At 48.1% G+C, this 14,501-nt stretch carries 14 protein-coding genes; 11 read left to right on the top strand and 3 right to left on the bottom strand.

The features are described from left to right. The first annotated feature begins 145 nt into the window (after positions 1–145). Positions 146–853 (top strand): DUF4412 domain-containing protein, encoded by a 708-nt coding sequence (locus NATSA_RS05460; RefSeq protein WP_210510995.1) that lies wholly within the window; start codon positions 146–148, stop codon positions 851–853. Positions 854–1,122: 269 nt separating this feature from the next. Next, a complete protein-coding gene (locus tag NATSA_RS05455) occupies positions 1,123–1,935 on the top strand; it encodes a tetratricopeptide repeat protein (RefSeq protein ID WP_210510994.1) in 813 nt (270 codons plus the stop codon). Positions 1,936–2,031: 96 nt separating this feature from the next. On the opposite strand, the gene NATSA_RS05450 is transcribed toward NATSA_RS05455, so the two are convergent. Next, positions 2,032–2,622, bottom strand: coding sequence for a DUF3347 domain-containing protein (locus NATSA_RS05450; protein WP_210510993.1), 591 nt, complete (start codon positions 2,620–2,622; stop codon positions 2,032–2,034). A 487-nt stretch (positions 2,623–3,109) separates the two neighbouring features. Here NATSA_RS05450 and NATSA_RS05445 point away from each other — a divergent pair, with 487 nt between their 5' ends. Both NATSA_RS05445 and NATSA_RS05440 read left to right on the top strand, forming a co-directional pair. After that, the gene (locus tag NATSA_RS05445; RefSeq protein ID WP_210510992.1) at positions 3,110–3,787 is read left to right on the top strand and encodes a TetR/AcrR family transcriptional regulator; all 678 of its coding nucleotides are present in this window, start codon (positions 3,110–3,112) and stop codon (positions 3,785–3,787) included. A gap of 243 nt (positions 3,788–4,030) precedes the next feature. Beyond that, positions 4,031–4,789: an outer membrane lipoprotein-sorting protein gene (locus NATSA_RS05440; protein WP_246481713.1), complete on the top strand. Its 759-nt coding sequence runs from the start codon at positions 4,031–4,033 to the stop codon at positions 4,787–4,789. Positions 4,790–4,891: 102 nt separating this feature from the next. Here NATSA_RS05440 and NATSA_RS05435 read toward each other — a convergent pair whose 3' ends face one another. Then, the gene (locus tag NATSA_RS05435; protein WP_210510991.1) at positions 4,892–5,245 is read right to left on the bottom strand and encodes a four helix bundle protein; all 354 of its coding nucleotides are present in this window, start codon (positions 5,243–5,245) and stop codon (positions 4,892–4,894) included. Between the two features lie 192 nt (positions 5,246–5,437). Between NATSA_RS05435 and NATSA_RS05430 the strand changes: the two genes are divergently transcribed. The 7 genes from NATSA_RS05430 (at position 5,438) to NATSA_RS05400 (ending at position 13,342) form a co-directional block, all read left to right on the top strand. Then, on the top strand, positions 5,438–6,658 hold the full coding sequence (locus NATSA_RS05430) for an ABC transporter permease (protein WP_210510990.1): 1,221 nt from the start codon (positions 5,438–5,440) through the stop codon (positions 6,656–6,658). 49 nt (positions 6,659–6,707) lie between these two features. Then, on the top strand, positions 6,708–7,934 hold the full coding sequence (locus tag NATSA_RS05425; RefSeq protein ID WP_210510989.1) for an ABC transporter permease: 1,227 nt from the start codon (positions 6,708–6,710) through the stop codon (positions 7,932–7,934). Between the two features lie 310 nt (positions 7,935–8,244). Continuing rightward, positions 8,245–8,952: an ABC transporter ATP-binding protein gene (locus tag NATSA_RS05420; protein ID WP_210510988.1), complete on the top strand. Its 708-nt coding sequence runs from the start codon at positions 8,245–8,247 to the stop codon at positions 8,950–8,952. Continuing rightward, positions 8,915–10,108 (top strand): hypothetical protein, encoded by a 1,194-nt coding sequence (locus tag NATSA_RS05415; RefSeq protein ID WP_210510987.1) that lies wholly within the window; start codon positions 8,915–8,917, stop codon positions 10,106–10,108. Before NATSA_RS05420 ends, NATSA_RS05415 begins: the two co-directional genes overlap by 38 nt. A gap of 30 nt (positions 10,109–10,138) precedes the next feature. Then, complete coding sequence (locus NATSA_RS05410; RefSeq protein ID WP_210510986.1) at positions 10,139–11,335, top strand: BamA/TamA family outer membrane protein; 1,197 nt, start codon at positions 10,139–10,141, stop codon at positions 11,333–11,335. Next, a complete protein-coding gene (locus NATSA_RS05405; protein ID WP_210510985.1) occupies positions 11,335–12,417 on the top strand; it encodes an alpha/beta fold hydrolase in 1,083 nt (360 codons plus the stop codon). Before NATSA_RS05410 ends, NATSA_RS05405 begins: the two co-directional genes overlap by 1 nt. Next, complete coding sequence (locus NATSA_RS05400; protein ID WP_210510984.1) at positions 12,410–13,342, top strand: serine hydrolase domain-containing protein; 933 nt, start codon at positions 12,410–12,412, stop codon at positions 13,340–13,342. The genes NATSA_RS05405 and NATSA_RS05400 overlap by 8 nt, the downstream gene beginning before the upstream one ends. A gap of 436 nt (positions 13,343–13,778) precedes the next feature. On the opposite strand, the gene NATSA_RS05395 is transcribed toward NATSA_RS05400, so the two are convergent. Then, complete coding sequence (locus NATSA_RS05395; protein WP_272491746.1) at positions 13,779–14,498, bottom strand: DJ-1/PfpI family protein; 720 nt, start codon at positions 14,496–14,498, stop codon at positions 13,779–13,781. Positions 14,499–14,501 lie beyond the last annotated feature (3 nt).

The following is a 14,501-nucleotide window of genomic DNA, read 5'->3' as shown; positions in this document are numbered from 1 at the left end:
TATCCTATGTGGCAATATTTAATGGGGTGATATTTTTCTGCCCGAACTCAAAAATAGCAGGCTGCCAGTTCAATACCAATGCGGCATGGTAATCCGTGCGGCACCATCAATTATGCGCCATAAACTCCCGGTTTCGGGTACGCAAATGAAACGATTTCTTTGTGCGATTCTGCTTGTTTCACTTTTTTCGCTTTCGGGATATGGTTCTGGCAGTGTGTCAGCCAGTGGTTATGCCAACCCGTCAGGCGCACCGGATACGGATCCCGACTATTTTCAGGGTACCTTGTACTACGATCTGGATATCAACGGGATGGAGCAGGAGTTCCGCTACCGGATAAAAGGAAACCTGATCCGTCTGGAAATCGATGATCCTCTGATGGGCGGATCCATGACCTTGCTGATGGCGCAGGATCATGATCAGGTGGTGATACTCATGCATGAGGTGGGCGGGTATTCCGAAGTTGCCTTCAAGGAACTTGCTGACCGCGGTGAAGCACTGATTGACCGGGTGGACAGATTTGCGTTTACCGGAAACGAGCAGATGATTTCCGGAGTTTTGAGCAACGAATATATCATTCATACCGACAGGGATGAAGACTTTGTCCTGTGGTCTCCGGTTGACGCGAGCCGTTACGGGTATTTTCAGTTTCCTGATTTCGGCAATCCGGCGCTCTCGCGACTGCTTAAACATGATGTCCCTGCCGGCTTTTTCCCGTTTCTTGTTTTCTATGAGGGAAAAGAGACGAAAATCAACATCAGGTTGTATGACATCGTTGAAGAGACCCTTGCTCCGGAACTGTTCGAAGTGCCTGCCAGCTATCGTGATATAAATGTCACTATACCGGATTACTGATGCGCCTGCCGCATTTTTTCAGGTACCGTTACTGCTATGGCGAATGGCTTAAAATACAGTCACGTCGTTAGCCGGATTAAATATCCACCGGAATAAACATCTGAATTACGTAACCAGGCAGAAAAATTGTAACGTTCCAAAAAGTAACCGTGTGGAAAATGCAGTTTCATAGAAGCTTGTAACTTTAAAATATATACCCTTAGAATATGTAACCTTATAAAAGGCAGTCCTGCTAAAAGAGGCAGCCGGAAATGTAACCTTGTATAAATATGAGCCTGATACTTTCAATGAAAACACTTTCACTCAAATTATTCACGTATCTGATGCTGACCTTGCTGGTGGCCGGAGTTTCCGCATTTTTTCCGCAAACTTCACTTGCTGCAAAGTCCGGTTCTGAAGAAAAGCTTAAACATGCCATGGAGCTGAAAAATGACTTCAAGGACGAAGAGGCCCTGAAGGCATTTGAAGAAGTTCTTGAAGAGGACGAGCAGCACTTTGAAGCACTGTGGAATGCCGTTATACTGCACACCTCAATCGGAAACCGCCAGAGCCGAAGCAGGGATGAGGAAGCACATTATGAGCAGGCCCACGAGCTTGCCAAAAAAATGCTCGAGGCCTACCCTGACAGTGCCGCATCGCACTTCGCCTATTCCGCCGCTGTCGGCAGGAAAGCCCAGAGTGCAGGGGCTAGAGAGCGACTGAGATTATCCACGGAAATCCGCGAACACGCCGAAAAAGCGGTAGAACTGGACCCTGAATACTCCCGCGCATGGAATGTACTGGGCGTATGGCACCATCGTGCGGCAAACCTGTCGCGCATGGAGCGCCTGGCTGCCAATGCGTTATTTGGAGGAGCCCCGGAAGGTGCCAGTAACGACAGCGCCCGCGAAGCCTTCAAAAAAGCCATTGAGCTGGACCCGCAGTACGTTCTATACTATCATGACCAGGCAGAATTCTATCTGACCATCGGAGAAGAAGACAAGGCCCGTCAGTCACTGGAAAAGGGACTCCAACAGGAAATTCTTACCAGTGACGATGAGCGCTGGAAAGATAATATGCGCGAGATGCTGGACGATTTGTGACAGGATGAACCGGGTTGCTGGACGATTTGTGACACTGTGGACCGGGGTTTACGATTATGTGTGCCCCGGCATAACGCATGAAGTGCATGTCCGGACCTAAAGCTGCTGCACCGTCGACCCGCAGTTCATCATCCGGTCACCGTGGTAGGGGTTTCGGATCTCCTCCTTTGTGCTGAGCCAGTCGCCATCGCCGTCATTGACCATCGGACAGCGCTGATGATAGAGGGTATCGCGCTGATGGCCCAGCCGTTGAACCATGGCTATCATGGTTTCCGACAGCGTTTCATAGGCACCCCGCTGTTCCTCAATATCTGTGCTGCCGGTGATGATGTCACTCATTTCAAGCAGCGTCATGTTCAGGATTCCCACATCAGCCCGCAGTGAAGCATCGATATCGGTTTGCTGAAACGATTGCACGGCGTCATAGAACAGTTCAGAGTTTGAAGCCGCCCTTTCAGTATCGGATGCTACCAGGGCGTCGGTCAGAGCCAGATATTCCTCCAGCACCGAGTCAAAACGTTCAGCAGCAGTGTCTTCAAGAGCAGTTTCCGCTGATTCTTCCTGCATATCCGGGCCGGCTTCCTCATGAGCTGACTCTTCCGGCATTTCTCCCGGAGGGTGTTCATTGCCGTCATCTTTGCAGCCATGGAAGATGAAGACCAGCAGCATAAGGGAAACAAATTTCATTGCGCAAGGTAACCTGAGTAACATGAATTTCTGTATTTGGTTTGGTGTGTGTTGATATGTTGGATGTCTTTTTACCTACCGGGTGCCTATTGATACACCGGGTGTATTTTGTTTATCGGGTGCCTATTGATATACCGGATGTAATTTGTTTATCGGGTGCCTATTGATATACCGGATGTAATTTGTTTATCGGGTGTCTATTGATATACCGGATGCCTTTTGATTTGTTGGATGTATTTTGTTCGGCAGGTGCCAGTAGTTGCTGATTTTTAATTGACAAAAGTAATTAACTGCTGATTGCGTGTGATATTTTGTCCGCAATATAACATCTCGCAATATAACCCGGCACAAATTTAACCATATGGTAAAATTATTTGGTTAAACCTCTTGACAAACGCGCAGCAGGGCAATATATTTGTTTTAACCATTTAGTTATATCATTCAGATTATCCCTTTAGTTAACTACTTTATTACCACGAAATTATAAATGGCTCAAAAAGACAACAATACCGAACAGCAAATAAAAGAAGCCGCCCGCAGGGTGTTTCACCGTGAAGGGCTGGAAGGTGCCCGCATGCAGGCCATCGCTGATGAAGCCAATATCAACAAAGCGATGCTGCATTATTATTACCGGAGCAAGGAGAGGTTGTTCCAGGAGGTATTTGAAGAAGATTTCATCACTCAACTTGCACCGATCATACAAATTACGCGTGACCCTTCCATTCATGTGGAAGATATGATCAAATTGTTTGTGCAAAGGTATATTGATGTCATGGCCGCCAACCCGCAGCTTCCGCTGTTTCTGATGTACGAAATTGCCAGAAATCCGGACCGGTTGCTTGCCATCACCCGGAAATACGCCCCGTTATCCGAATCAGATGACGCCGATCATGACGATATGCGCGCCATGACGATGATTCGGCAGATTGAAGAAGGGCAAAAAGAGGGCAGGTACAACCCTGTAAATCCCGAACATTTTTCTGTTTCCCTGATCGGGATGTGTGTATACCCCATCATTGCCAGGAATACCTTAATGCAGGCCTTCCGGCTGAATGAGGAAGAGTACCGGAAGTTTGTGGAAGAGCGCAAAAAAGAAGTGGTGGATCACGCTTTCCGCATCCTGATGAAACCGGAATACTACGAACAACGTATGACTGATAAATAAAACGACTATTGGCTAACTTTTAAATAACATAATGGACAGGATTAGCTGACTGATAAATAACATAATGGACCGGATTGACTGACTCTTAAATAACATAATGCACCGGATTTGCTGACTGATATTTGACATGATGGACAGGATTGGCGGCTGCAAGATTATTAAGCGCAGTCAAACCCGCAGTCAACCAAGTGGTTGGTCAAACCGTATATTTAAAAACAAAAACTCAATAACAGCAATATCATTATGAAACTGAAAATATCCATCTTATCCCTGTTTGCAGGTCTGCTGATGGCGACAACACTGCAGGCTTCAGACCCGGATCCGGCTGAAATTCTCGACCGCATGGAGCAGGTGATGCGCGGAAATTCCAACGAGGCCGAAATGACCATGAAAATCGAGCGTCCCCGATATGAGCGTGAAGTATCCATGCGCTCATGGCAGTATGGCCGTGACCACTCGATGATCGTCATTACCGCTCCGTCACGCGATGAGGGCACTGCTTATTTAATGCGCGGCAGTGATATATGGAATTACGACCCACGCATCGACCGCACCACGCGCATGCCCTCTTCCATGATGGCACAATCGTGGATGGGTTCGGATTTCACCAATGATGACCTTGTCCGGGACAGTGATATCATAGAGGATTACGAGCACGAGCTTTTGCGAACCGAAGAATATGAAGGCCGCGAAGCGTATGTAATCGAAATGATCCCCAAACCGGACACCCCGATTGTCTGGGGAAAAGTCAAAATGTGGGTCTGCACACAGAGTTACATACAGCTCCGCCTGGAAAATTACGATCAGCGCAATGAGCTGGTAAACACCATGAAACTGGATCAGGTCACCCGGTTCGGTGATCGCGAAATCCCTGCCCGCATTACCGTAATCCCCGCCGGCAAAGACAACGAACGCACCATTCTGACCTATCAGCACCTGGAGTTCGATGTCGACATTGACGAGGGATTCTTCACCCAGAGAAATATGCAAAGAGTTCAGTGAAACAGTGAACAGTTATCAGTTAACAGTAACCAGCAAACACTAACCATCATCTGACTACTTCAAATTATCTCACTGATCACTGATAACTGACAACTGTAATGATCACTGGCAACTGATTCTGGTAGTTCTGAGAATGGAAAAAAGGATTTTGCCAAGTTCGTCAGCATTATTGTAAATCGAATTATATGAGGGTTTAGTGATGATTCCGGTATCCTTAAGCAAACACAGCCAATACTTCGTTTCGAGGCACTCCTTGTATGCAATAGAGATTTTAGCTGAAAAATCTGAAACGGATATGGCCCCGTTGGCCTCAGCTACATTTGCACCAATCGATGTTCCCGAACGCAAAACCTGTCTGGATATAACAAACTCACGTTTCTCTTTGCTTAAATAATGATACAACCTGACAATGCGAATAGAAAACGAATATGCTTTCTCATACAAATTATTATCCATTTTCACCAAGTCTGAGTGTGAACTGTTATGTCCAGGTATAATCCGTTAAATGCTGATACCCATAAGAGTTTTCTACCTGTTCAACCTTACACCAACACAGATAAAAAGTAATTACTTCACACTTTCGCATCTGAAAACTGCTTACTGTCAACTGATAACTGATCACTGTATACTGATAACTGATAACTGGCTATGTATCTTAAACTTGCCTGGAGAAATATCTGGAGAAACAAACGCCGCACACTGATTACGGTCTCTGCTATTGTGTTTGCGGTGATGGCAGCGGTTGTGATGCAATCGGTTAACCGCGGCAGCTATGAACTGATGATCGACCGGATGGTGAATTTCAACACCGGCTATCTTCAGATTCAGGATTATCGTTACGACGATGAGGCCTCGCTCGACAACACCTTTTATTTTGACGAGGAAATGCGGGAGCGTGTGGCAGCCGCAGATGACCGCATCGTCAGCATCCTGCCGCGAATTGAAACATTCATGCTGGCCGCCAATGACGAATCCACACGGGGTGCGGCTGTGTTCGGTATTGAACCGGAGAACGAGCACGAAGTCAATGAAATCAAGAACTACCTGAAGGATGGACGGTTTTTCGGTATTGACGAACGAAAAACGGTGTTAGGCGAGGGTCTGGCAAGACGTCTTCAGCTTGAAGTCGGCGATACTCTGGCACTGATTGGTCAGGGCCGGTTCGGCATGTCGGCAAGCGCGCTGTTTGAGATCAGCGGCATCGTCGAACACCCGATGCGGGAGCTGAATAACCAGGTAGTGTACCTGTCATTGCCGGCCTCGCAGGAACTGCTCTCCGCCGAAGGATACATCAGCAAACTGATGATCAACCCGGAGCAGGAACGGCAAACCAACCGGGTGGCCTCGTCGCTCAAGAGCGAATTTGAAGGCAAAGACAGCGAACTGGTCGTATTCACCTGGCCGGAGCTGATGCCCGAACTGCTTGATCTGATGGAAATGGACCTGGCTGGTCCCCGCTTTTTTACGCTCGTACTGTATATCGTGATCGGGTTCGGATTCCTCGGCACCATCCTCACCATGACCATGGAGCGCCTCCGCGAATTCGGTGTACTGATCTCCGTCGGGATGAAGCGAGGCAGACTGGCAGCGGTTCTGTTTCTGGAAACCCTGTTCATCAGCATCCTGGGCTCGCTTGCCGGCGTTGCTGCCGCCTGGCTGATTCTCAAGTGGATGGATCCCATTGCACTCAGCGGCGATGCCGCCCAGGCCGTAATAGATTTCGGTTTTGAACCCGTCCTGCCGATGTCCTTTGCCGCCGATCAGTTCTACACACAGGGATTCTTCGTCTTCCTGATCGCAATAGTAGTGTTCCTGTTTCCACTGATAAAGGTAATGAGATTAAATGTCCTTGAAGCAGCAAGAAAGTAATCAGAGTGTAACATGCCCGGCATTTTATGCCTTCTAACAATACAAACTTATGAAAACATTATTAACCATATCCTGGAGAAACATCTGGCGCCACCCGGCACGGAGCTCGGTGCTACTGGCCGCCATAATTATCGGCTTGTGGGCCGGTGTCATGGCCGTTGGCACAATGAACGGCATGATCCAGCAACGCACAGACCACGTCATTGACAGCGAACTTACCCACGTTCAGGTTCATCATCCCGAATTTCTGAGCGAAGGCTATTCGTGGATGTATATTCCTGATCACGAAAAAATCACATCCTGGCTGGATGATGACGAACGGGTCGCCTCACATACATCCCGGGTACTGACCGACGGCATGCTGCAGTCCCCCGTTAAAACCACGGGTATCAGGATTCGCGGAATCGACATGGAGTCCGAAAACCGCACCACCACGTTTCACGAAAACATGGTGGAAGGGGATTATCTGGATACCGATATGCGAAACCCCGTCATCATCGGCCGGCGACTGGCCGATGAGCACAATCTGGACCTCGGACACCGCATCGTGCTCACGTTTGAGGATGTGAATAACGAGCTCACCTCCGGCTCGTTCAACATCGCCGGTTTTTTCGAGTCGGCTTCGGCTGATTACGACAAACGGAACGTGCTCATCCGTTCCGGTGACTTTCTGGCACTGTTGTCGGATCAGCCGGTGTATCACGAAATTGCGATGATGCTCGAAAATGATGCCTGCGCTTCTTCGGTGGCATCCGACCTGAATAACGAATTCCCGGATATTCACGCCCAGACCTGGAGTCAGCTTTCTCCGGAACTCAACATGATGGTTCAGATGGGAGGCAGCATGACCTATATCATTACGATGATCATCATGATTGCGCTCGCCTTCGGAATTCTCAACACCATGCTGATGGCCCTGTTTGAGCGGATGCGCGAACTCGGGATGCTGATATCCATTGGAATGAGCAGGCTGCGGGTATTTACCATGATCATGCTGGAATCGGTCATGCTGAGCATAACGGGAGCTGTCGCGGGGATGCTTCTGGCGCGGGCAAGCCTGTATTACTTCAGGGATACCGGCATCAATCTTGAAATTTTTGCCGATGCCCGGGGCTTTGCTGAAATCGGATTCGACCACATCATCTACCCGATTATCACACCCGGCGAGTACACCGGAATTTTACTCGTGGTGATTTTTATAACCCTTCTTGCCTCGCTTTATCCGGCACTTAAAGCAATCCGGATCAACCCGCTGGAAGCGGCCAAAGATCACTAATCAAGTGCATCGGCCTGACATCAAAAATGTTTAAAATGCATCGGATCAAAATTATAAAATCTTTGAAAAAATATCAGCTTAACATCACAAAATCTTTGAAAACCATCGGACCTGCATCGCAAATATCATTGAAAACCATCGGACCTGCATCGCAAATATCATTGAAATGCATCGGCTCTGCATCACAAAAATCAATGAAGTACATCGTCTTGACATCACAAAAAATAATTAAATAGTATCGACCTGGCATTGCAAATCGTTGCTGACCAACGATTTTCAGAAAAAACAGAAATGTAAATGAGGAATAATCATGGCAATAGTCAAAGCAGTAAATCTGACCAAAGTTTATAACCCGGATACCGTACCGGTTCACGCACTCCGGGACGCATCGCTCGAAATAGAAAAGGGCGAATTTACCAGTATTGTCGGCCCGTCGGGATCCGGCAAGACCACCATGCTCAACATGCTCGGCGGGCTGGATAAGCCAACCTCCGGACATGTGGAAATCAACGGGACCAATATCACCAAAATGAAAGACAGCAAAATGATTGATTTTCGTCTGAAGAATATCGGCTTCGTCTTTCAGCACTATAACCTGATTCCCGTATTCACCGCCCGTGAAAACGTCTCCTTCATCATGCTTTTGCAGAAGCAGGACAAAAAAGCGATGCAAAAGCGGGCTGATGAGCTTCTGGATAAAGTCGGACTGGCGGACAGGAAAGATGCCCGGCCCGGGCAGATGTCCGGCGGACAGCAGCAGCGCGTTGCCGTTGCCCGTGCACTGGCGTCAGAGCCGAAGTTCATCCTTGCCGATGAGCCTACGGCAAACCTCGACTCTTCTGCCGCAATGAATCTGCTCGACATCATGCAGAAAATGAATGATGTACAGAATGTCACTTTCGTGTTTTCGACTCACGATCAGCGCGTGATCGACCGGGCACGGCGTGTGATCACCATGGTGGACGGCGCGATTTACAGCGATGAGTATCAAAAAGCGAAAGAATATGATGACGTCTGATGCAAGGTATAATCTGATTCCCCTCTTAGCGGCATTGCTCGTCCTGGCTGGTCTGCCATCGGCAAGCAACGCACAAAATCGGGATAATCTGCGAATCTCCGGGTACGTGCAGGGAAATCCGGTACGGATTGCCGCCGAATTGCCCGAGCCTCTCGGAGATGAAACCTGGATGGAATACCGATTTCAGAACAGACTCAACGTGCGGTGGGATGCCGCCTCCGACCTGACATTCTACTGGCAGATGCGCACCCGGATGTTTGCCGGAGATCTGGTCCGCGACATTCCCGGATATGCAGATGGCATTGACCATGACGACGGGCTGATGAGTCTCTCCTGGCTGATTTTTGATCAGAATGACTGGCTGCTGCATTACATCCCCGACCGTTTGTATGCCGAATGGGATACTGCCGACTGGAACATTCGCGTCGGCCGCCAGCGAGTCAACTGGGGTGTGAACATGATTACCAATCCCAATGACATTTTTAACATCTACTCCTTTTATGATTTTGACTATCCGGAACGCCCGGGTTCGGATGCGGTTCGCCTGCAGCGCTATCTGGGTTTTGATTCCCGTCTGGAACTGGCCGTCAGCCCGGCGCGAGATTTTGAGCGAAGTATTGCCGCCGCGCTCTACTCCTTCCACACCCGGGGCTATGATATTCAGCTCATCAGCGGATATTACCGTGAACGGTTTGCGATGGGAGCCGGATGGGCCGGAGATTATCGCGGTGCCGGCATCAAAGGAGAAACGATGTTTTATGCGGATGCAGATGAAACCAACTTCATCGCCTCGGCATCCGTCGATTACATGTTTGACAACCGGATGTTCCTGGTAGCCGAATTGCTGTACAATGCCGAAGGCGGCCGCGAAGATTTTCAGCTCATGGCCGAAGAGCTGACCCCGGACAATCCTTCTTTTTCCAAATATCAGATCACCTCTCAGGTCACCTATCCCATTCATCCTCTTGTGGACGGAACTTTAGCCGTGATCTACTACCCGGATGAAGAGGCGTTTTTTGTCTCTCCTTCGGTAAGCTGGTCGGTGATTACCGATCTCGACTTCCATGTTCTGGGTCAGTTTTTCACCGGCAGTGACGATTCGGCCTTTGCGAATGCCGGAAATCTGATTACCGCGCAGCTAAAGTATAATTTTTAAATCATCAGCTCTATTTTGTTCACAAAACCCATGAAGCTGATACTTCTGACGCTTGTCGCATTGCCTCTATTTTCAAAAGCATTTGCAGCAGATGATTTACCTGCAAATGCTTTTCCTGCTGATGCTTTTGCAGCAATTTTTTTTTCGGAAAATGCTTTTCCGACTAATACTTTTGCGGAGGAAAGCACGGCTGCTGCAAATAAGGATACCGTCTATCAAAGCAGCTACTCTGTTCTGCCGTTCGTCAGCTATACTCCTGAAACCAGCCTGATGTTTGGCGGATTGTCCCTGCATCAGTTCAAACCGGGTGATGCAGGACCGGAAACACGTTCATCCAGCTTCATTTTTTCAGCAATGTATACGCTGAACCGTCAGCTTATGATCGAGTTTACTCCAAATGTAATTTTTCCGCAGGAGCGATGGATACTGGATGGCCGCTACGAATTCTCGATTTTCCCGGAAAGCTATTGGGGAGTGGGCAGTGAGACCGCAGATGATGACGAGCTGGAAATCGAGTACAGTTCTTTTGATTTCAGACAATCCGTATTGCGTAAATTGGGTCCGGATTTATTTGCAGGACCCAAACTCCGATGGAACCGGGTGTATGATATTTCAGTGGAAGAACCGGAGAATAATACTGCATCGGATGCCGGAAATAATGCGGTTGAGCAGACTACACTGGCCGGCATCGGATTTTCGGTCCGGCAGGACCGTCGCAACAGCATAGCCACACCTGCTCAAGGCCGGTATCTGGAGCTTACTGCCATGTTTTATCCCGATATATCCGGCGCCACGCATCCGCACAGCAGCTGGCGTATGGATGCCAGGCGCTACCTGGATTTGTCCGGGGATCAAAGTCAGGTTCTTGCTATTCACTTCCGCAGTCAGCTGACGACCGGACAGCTTCCGTTTCGTGAGTATGCGCTTCTGGGTGGACGGGAGATTATGCGCGGATACTACGAGGGAAGATTCCGGGATTCCAACAGCGCTCAAATCCAGGCTGAATTTCGCCGGCACGCCTGGTGGCGCATCGGTTTTGCTGTCTTTGCCGCCGCCGGTGAAGTCTGGAACCGGTTTGAGGATTTTCACCTGAACAACCCGAAATTTTCCGCAGGAGCAGGCTTGCGTTTCGACCTCAATCCGGATGACACAACGAACTTGCGGATTGACTACGGAATAAGTCCGCATGGAGGCGGGTTGTACATAACCATCGGTGAAGCATTCTGATGAAGTCCATACTGCTATATATACTGACTGTTTTCACAGCACTACTGCTCCTGCTGCTATTGTTGTCCGGCATTACGGGACAATTTTCCTCCTCAACCGATCCGATCCGGGATGCCGGGGGAGAAACGGTCCCCGAAAGCATTGCGGAGCTGAAACAGATTGAACTGGGAGGACTTAAACAGTCGGTTCTTTTGCGGGGGCATGACCGGTCCAACCCGGTGCTGCTCTGGCTGCACGGCGGGCCGGGGGCAGCTCAGATGCCGCTGGCTCATCATCTGGACCGTCAGCTCGAAGAGGAGTTTGTTTTAGTTCACTGGGATCAGCGGGGAGCCGGCAAATCCAACCACAACGGGTTTGATGAAGAGACGATGACTTTCGATCAGTTTTTCAGTGATACTCATGAGCTGATCGAGTATCTCAAAAACCGGTTTAATCAGGAAAAAATTTATCTGCTTGGTCATTCATGGGGCACCATGCTGGGGCTTGAATATGCCCGTAAGCATCCGGATAACCTGCACGCCTACATCAGCATAAGCCAGGTTGTGGACAATCACCGGGCGTACGAAATCAGCTACAACTGGTTGAAATCCGAAATTGAAACAACAAGCAGCCAGAGTGACAAAAACAGGCTTCAGGAATTGGGTGAGCCGCCTTACACCGATCACGGTGATCATGTAAAACTTGCGGGTCTGGTCGGGGATTATGGCGGGAATTTCGACATCAGCATGACCCGGATGGCACGGATTGCCTTCCGGGCGCCGGAATACAATCTTCGGGATTACTACCGGTGGCTAAACGGTGCCAATCGCGGCAGCGGACCGATGTGGGATGAGCTGTTTGCGCATCATATTGATTACATGCCGGAGATACCTTCCCTTGAGGTGCCGGTCTGGTTTCTGATTGGCGATAAAGATAAAAACACACCCCGGCAGCTGGTCGAAAAATACTACGAAATCATCGAAGTGCCCCGAAAGGAACTGGTAATTTTTGACTCCTCAGCCCACACCCCGTTTCTCGCAGAACCGCAAAAATTCAGCCGGGAGATCATCCGTATCCAATATGATATAGAAGATCATGATTAAGCTTTGGATAATTTTACTTTTCGGTTTATTCGGAGTTGAAGATCGGACTGATAAGGATCATCAGAAGTTTGCCGGGCATCTCGAAGTGCTTATCCCGGAATTATTAAATAATTATAATGTTCCCGGTATCGCAGTTGGTTTAATCAAAGATGGTGAGCCGGTTTGGAATAAAGGATTCGGTTTTACGGATCGCGATCAATCCAGCCCGATTACCTCCGACACTTATTTTCGAGCCGAGTCGATGACGAAATCACTCACTGCCTGGTCAGTCATGGTATTGGTGGAGCAAGGGGCTATTCATCTCGATGATCCGGTGGAAAAACATCTCACACGATGGGAGTTTCCGGAATCCGAATATGATTCTTCAGAGATAACCATACGCAAGTTACTAAATCATAGCGCCGGGTTACCCTTTAGTATTTTTGACAATGTCGATATGGATAAGCACGAATCGCAGGAGCGTGTATTGGAGGAATTAGCTGAATATCAGAACATGATCGTGCAGCAACCCGGCAAGAGCTTCAAATATTCAAATCCGGGATATATAGTTCTGGAACTGCTTATCGAGGAAGTATCCGGAGAATCTTATCCTGATTTCATTGCGAAGAAACTTCTTCAGCCGCTTCAAATGCATCATTCCGGATTTGAACTCACCCCTGAAATCAAAGAAAATGCCATAACCGGTTATCAGTATAATGGGAATCCGGTACACTTGAAGTCCGAACCAATTCATGCGCACGGAGCGCTTTTAACTACAGTTCGGGATTTCTCACAATTTGTGGCGGCAGGTACAATGGTCTCCGACATTGGCAAGGAGATTCTGAGCCATCAGCAGATCCTTTTCCAGGTTTGCCACAATACTATGGTCGGCAGTTGTACTTTTCGGTTTCATGATATCAGCCTTGAGTATAAAACTTTTCCGTGATCTCATTTCCAAAAAACGGCGAATCAGTTTACATGCATCAATATCCCTGCCCTACGGTTTCATAAAATCAGCAATAGCCGTTTTGTTGATTTTACTGGTACTGCAGCTCAGGAATGTCTATTTACTGATGGGGATGTTTCCTGTCATTTCAAATTGGCTTATTGCTATGCTCCTGATCCTGATTTTGATTGGGTATGTTTACAGCCTGACGGGAATGAAAACTGATGTGCTTCAATTTTCAGGGACGATAAATTAAAACGATAAAGGACAACTATAACTGCAAGTAGAATTGCTGGTATTATCTTTTCTTTTATGATCCCCCCGATGCCGCTGTGAGCCTCATCAACCGGCTCGATAAGTGCAAGACCGTGTGCGAACGTAACAAAACCGCCGTCAAAATACTTATTTCGAGATTTGCGGATCAGGAGTTCTGAATTTAATCTTCTTTTCCCATTCTCACTTTGTTAATAATGCTGTTCCAATAGATTTTTGGAACGGATATAAAATTTCGCGAATTATAAGAACGTTTTTTCATTTCTGTTTCGGCATTAGTCAGCACTTCTTTTGAAGCTTTATTCGGATGACCACTTTGAAACGGAGGCTTTGGATCATACTCTATAATCAACTGAATCTTTTCTGCCATTTGCCTCCCGTAAAGTTCAGATACTACTTGCAGTGAAAGATCAATCCCTGCCGATACTCCGGCGGCCGTCTTTATTTTTCCCGAAGAGACGACTCTCTTATCTGGTTGAGGTTGAACGCCAAATGCAGCAAGTCTTTTTTGGGCAATCCAATGTGTAGTAGCCGGATGGCCTTGCAGTATTCCGGCTGCTGCAAGTATCATTGATCCGGTACAAACAGAGAGAGTTAACCGGGTTGTTTGATGTACCCGTCGCAACCATTTTATCAAATCTGAATCCGCCATGGCAGTCACTGTATTAGCTTCTGAGCCTGGAACCAGAATAATATCCGGTTCTGGAGTTTCTTCAAATGAATGTGTTGCGCCTAAAATCAGTACCCTGCTATCAGTAACTACCGGGCCGGTTTGATGATAAACAAAACGCAGATCACAGTTAGGTATAAAACGGAAAACTTCATAAGGACCGATAGCGTCGAGTGCGGTCATTCCCGGGTATACTACAATGGCAACCTGCATAAC

The sequence above is a fragment of the Natronogracilivirga saccharolytica genome (assembly GCF_017921895.1).
Classification (GTDB): domain Bacteria; phylum Bacteroidota; class Rhodothermia; order Balneolales; family Natronogracilivirgulaceae; genus Natronogracilivirga; species Natronogracilivirga saccharolytica.
The sequence above is the reverse complement of the archived record's forward strand: the minus strand, read 5'-3'. Positions and strand labels throughout refer to the sequence as shown.

Coding starts and splice junctions, on each gene's coding strand:
- NATSA_RS05440 (WP_246481713.1), top strand. CDS start 4,031: ATGAAACTGAAAATATCCATCTTATCCCTGTTTGCAGGTCTGCTGATG.
- NATSA_RS05460 (WP_210510995.1), top strand. CDS start 146: ATGAAACGATTTCTTTGTGCGATTCTGCTTGTTTCACTTTTTTCGCTT.
- NATSA_RS05450 (WP_210510993.1), bottom strand. CDS start 2,622: ATGAAATTTGTTTCCCTTATGCTGCTGGTCTTCATCTTCCATGGCTGC.
- NATSA_RS05435 (WP_210510991.1), bottom strand. CDS start 5,245: ATGGATAATAATTTGTATGAGAAAGCATATTCGTTTTCTATTCGCATT.
- NATSA_RS05410 (WP_210510986.1), top strand. CDS start 10,139: ATGAAGCTGATACTTCTGACGCTTGTCGCATTGCCTCTATTTTCAAAA.
- NATSA_RS05420 (WP_210510988.1), top strand. CDS start 8,245: ATGGCAATAGTCAAAGCAGTAAATCTGACCAAAGTTTATAACCCGGAT.
- NATSA_RS05405 (WP_210510985.1), top strand. CDS start 11,335: ATGAAGTCCATACTGCTATATATACTGACTGTTTTCACAGCACTACTG.
- NATSA_RS05455 (WP_210510994.1), top strand. CDS start 1,123: ATGAGCCTGATACTTTCAATGAAAACACTTTCACTCAAATTATTCACG.
- NATSA_RS05395 (WP_272491746.1), bottom strand. CDS start 14,498: ATGCAGGTTGCCATTGTAGTATACCCGGGAATGACCGCACTCGACGCT.
- NATSA_RS05425 (WP_210510989.1), top strand. CDS start 6,708: ATGAAAACATTATTAACCATATCCTGGAGAAACATCTGGCGCCACCCG.
- NATSA_RS05445 (WP_210510992.1), top strand. CDS start 3,110: ATGGCTCAAAAAGACAACAATACCGAACAGCAAATAAAAGAAGCCGCC.
- NATSA_RS05430 (WP_210510990.1), top strand. CDS start 5,438: ATGTATCTTAAACTTGCCTGGAGAAATATCTGGAGAAACAAACGCCGC.
- NATSA_RS05415 (WP_210510987.1), top strand. CDS start 8,915: ATGAGTATCAAAAAGCGAAAGAATATGATGACGTCTGATGCAAGGTAT.
- NATSA_RS05400 (WP_210510984.1), top strand. CDS start 12,410: ATGATTAAGCTTTGGATAATTTTACTTTTCGGTTTATTCGGAGTTGAA.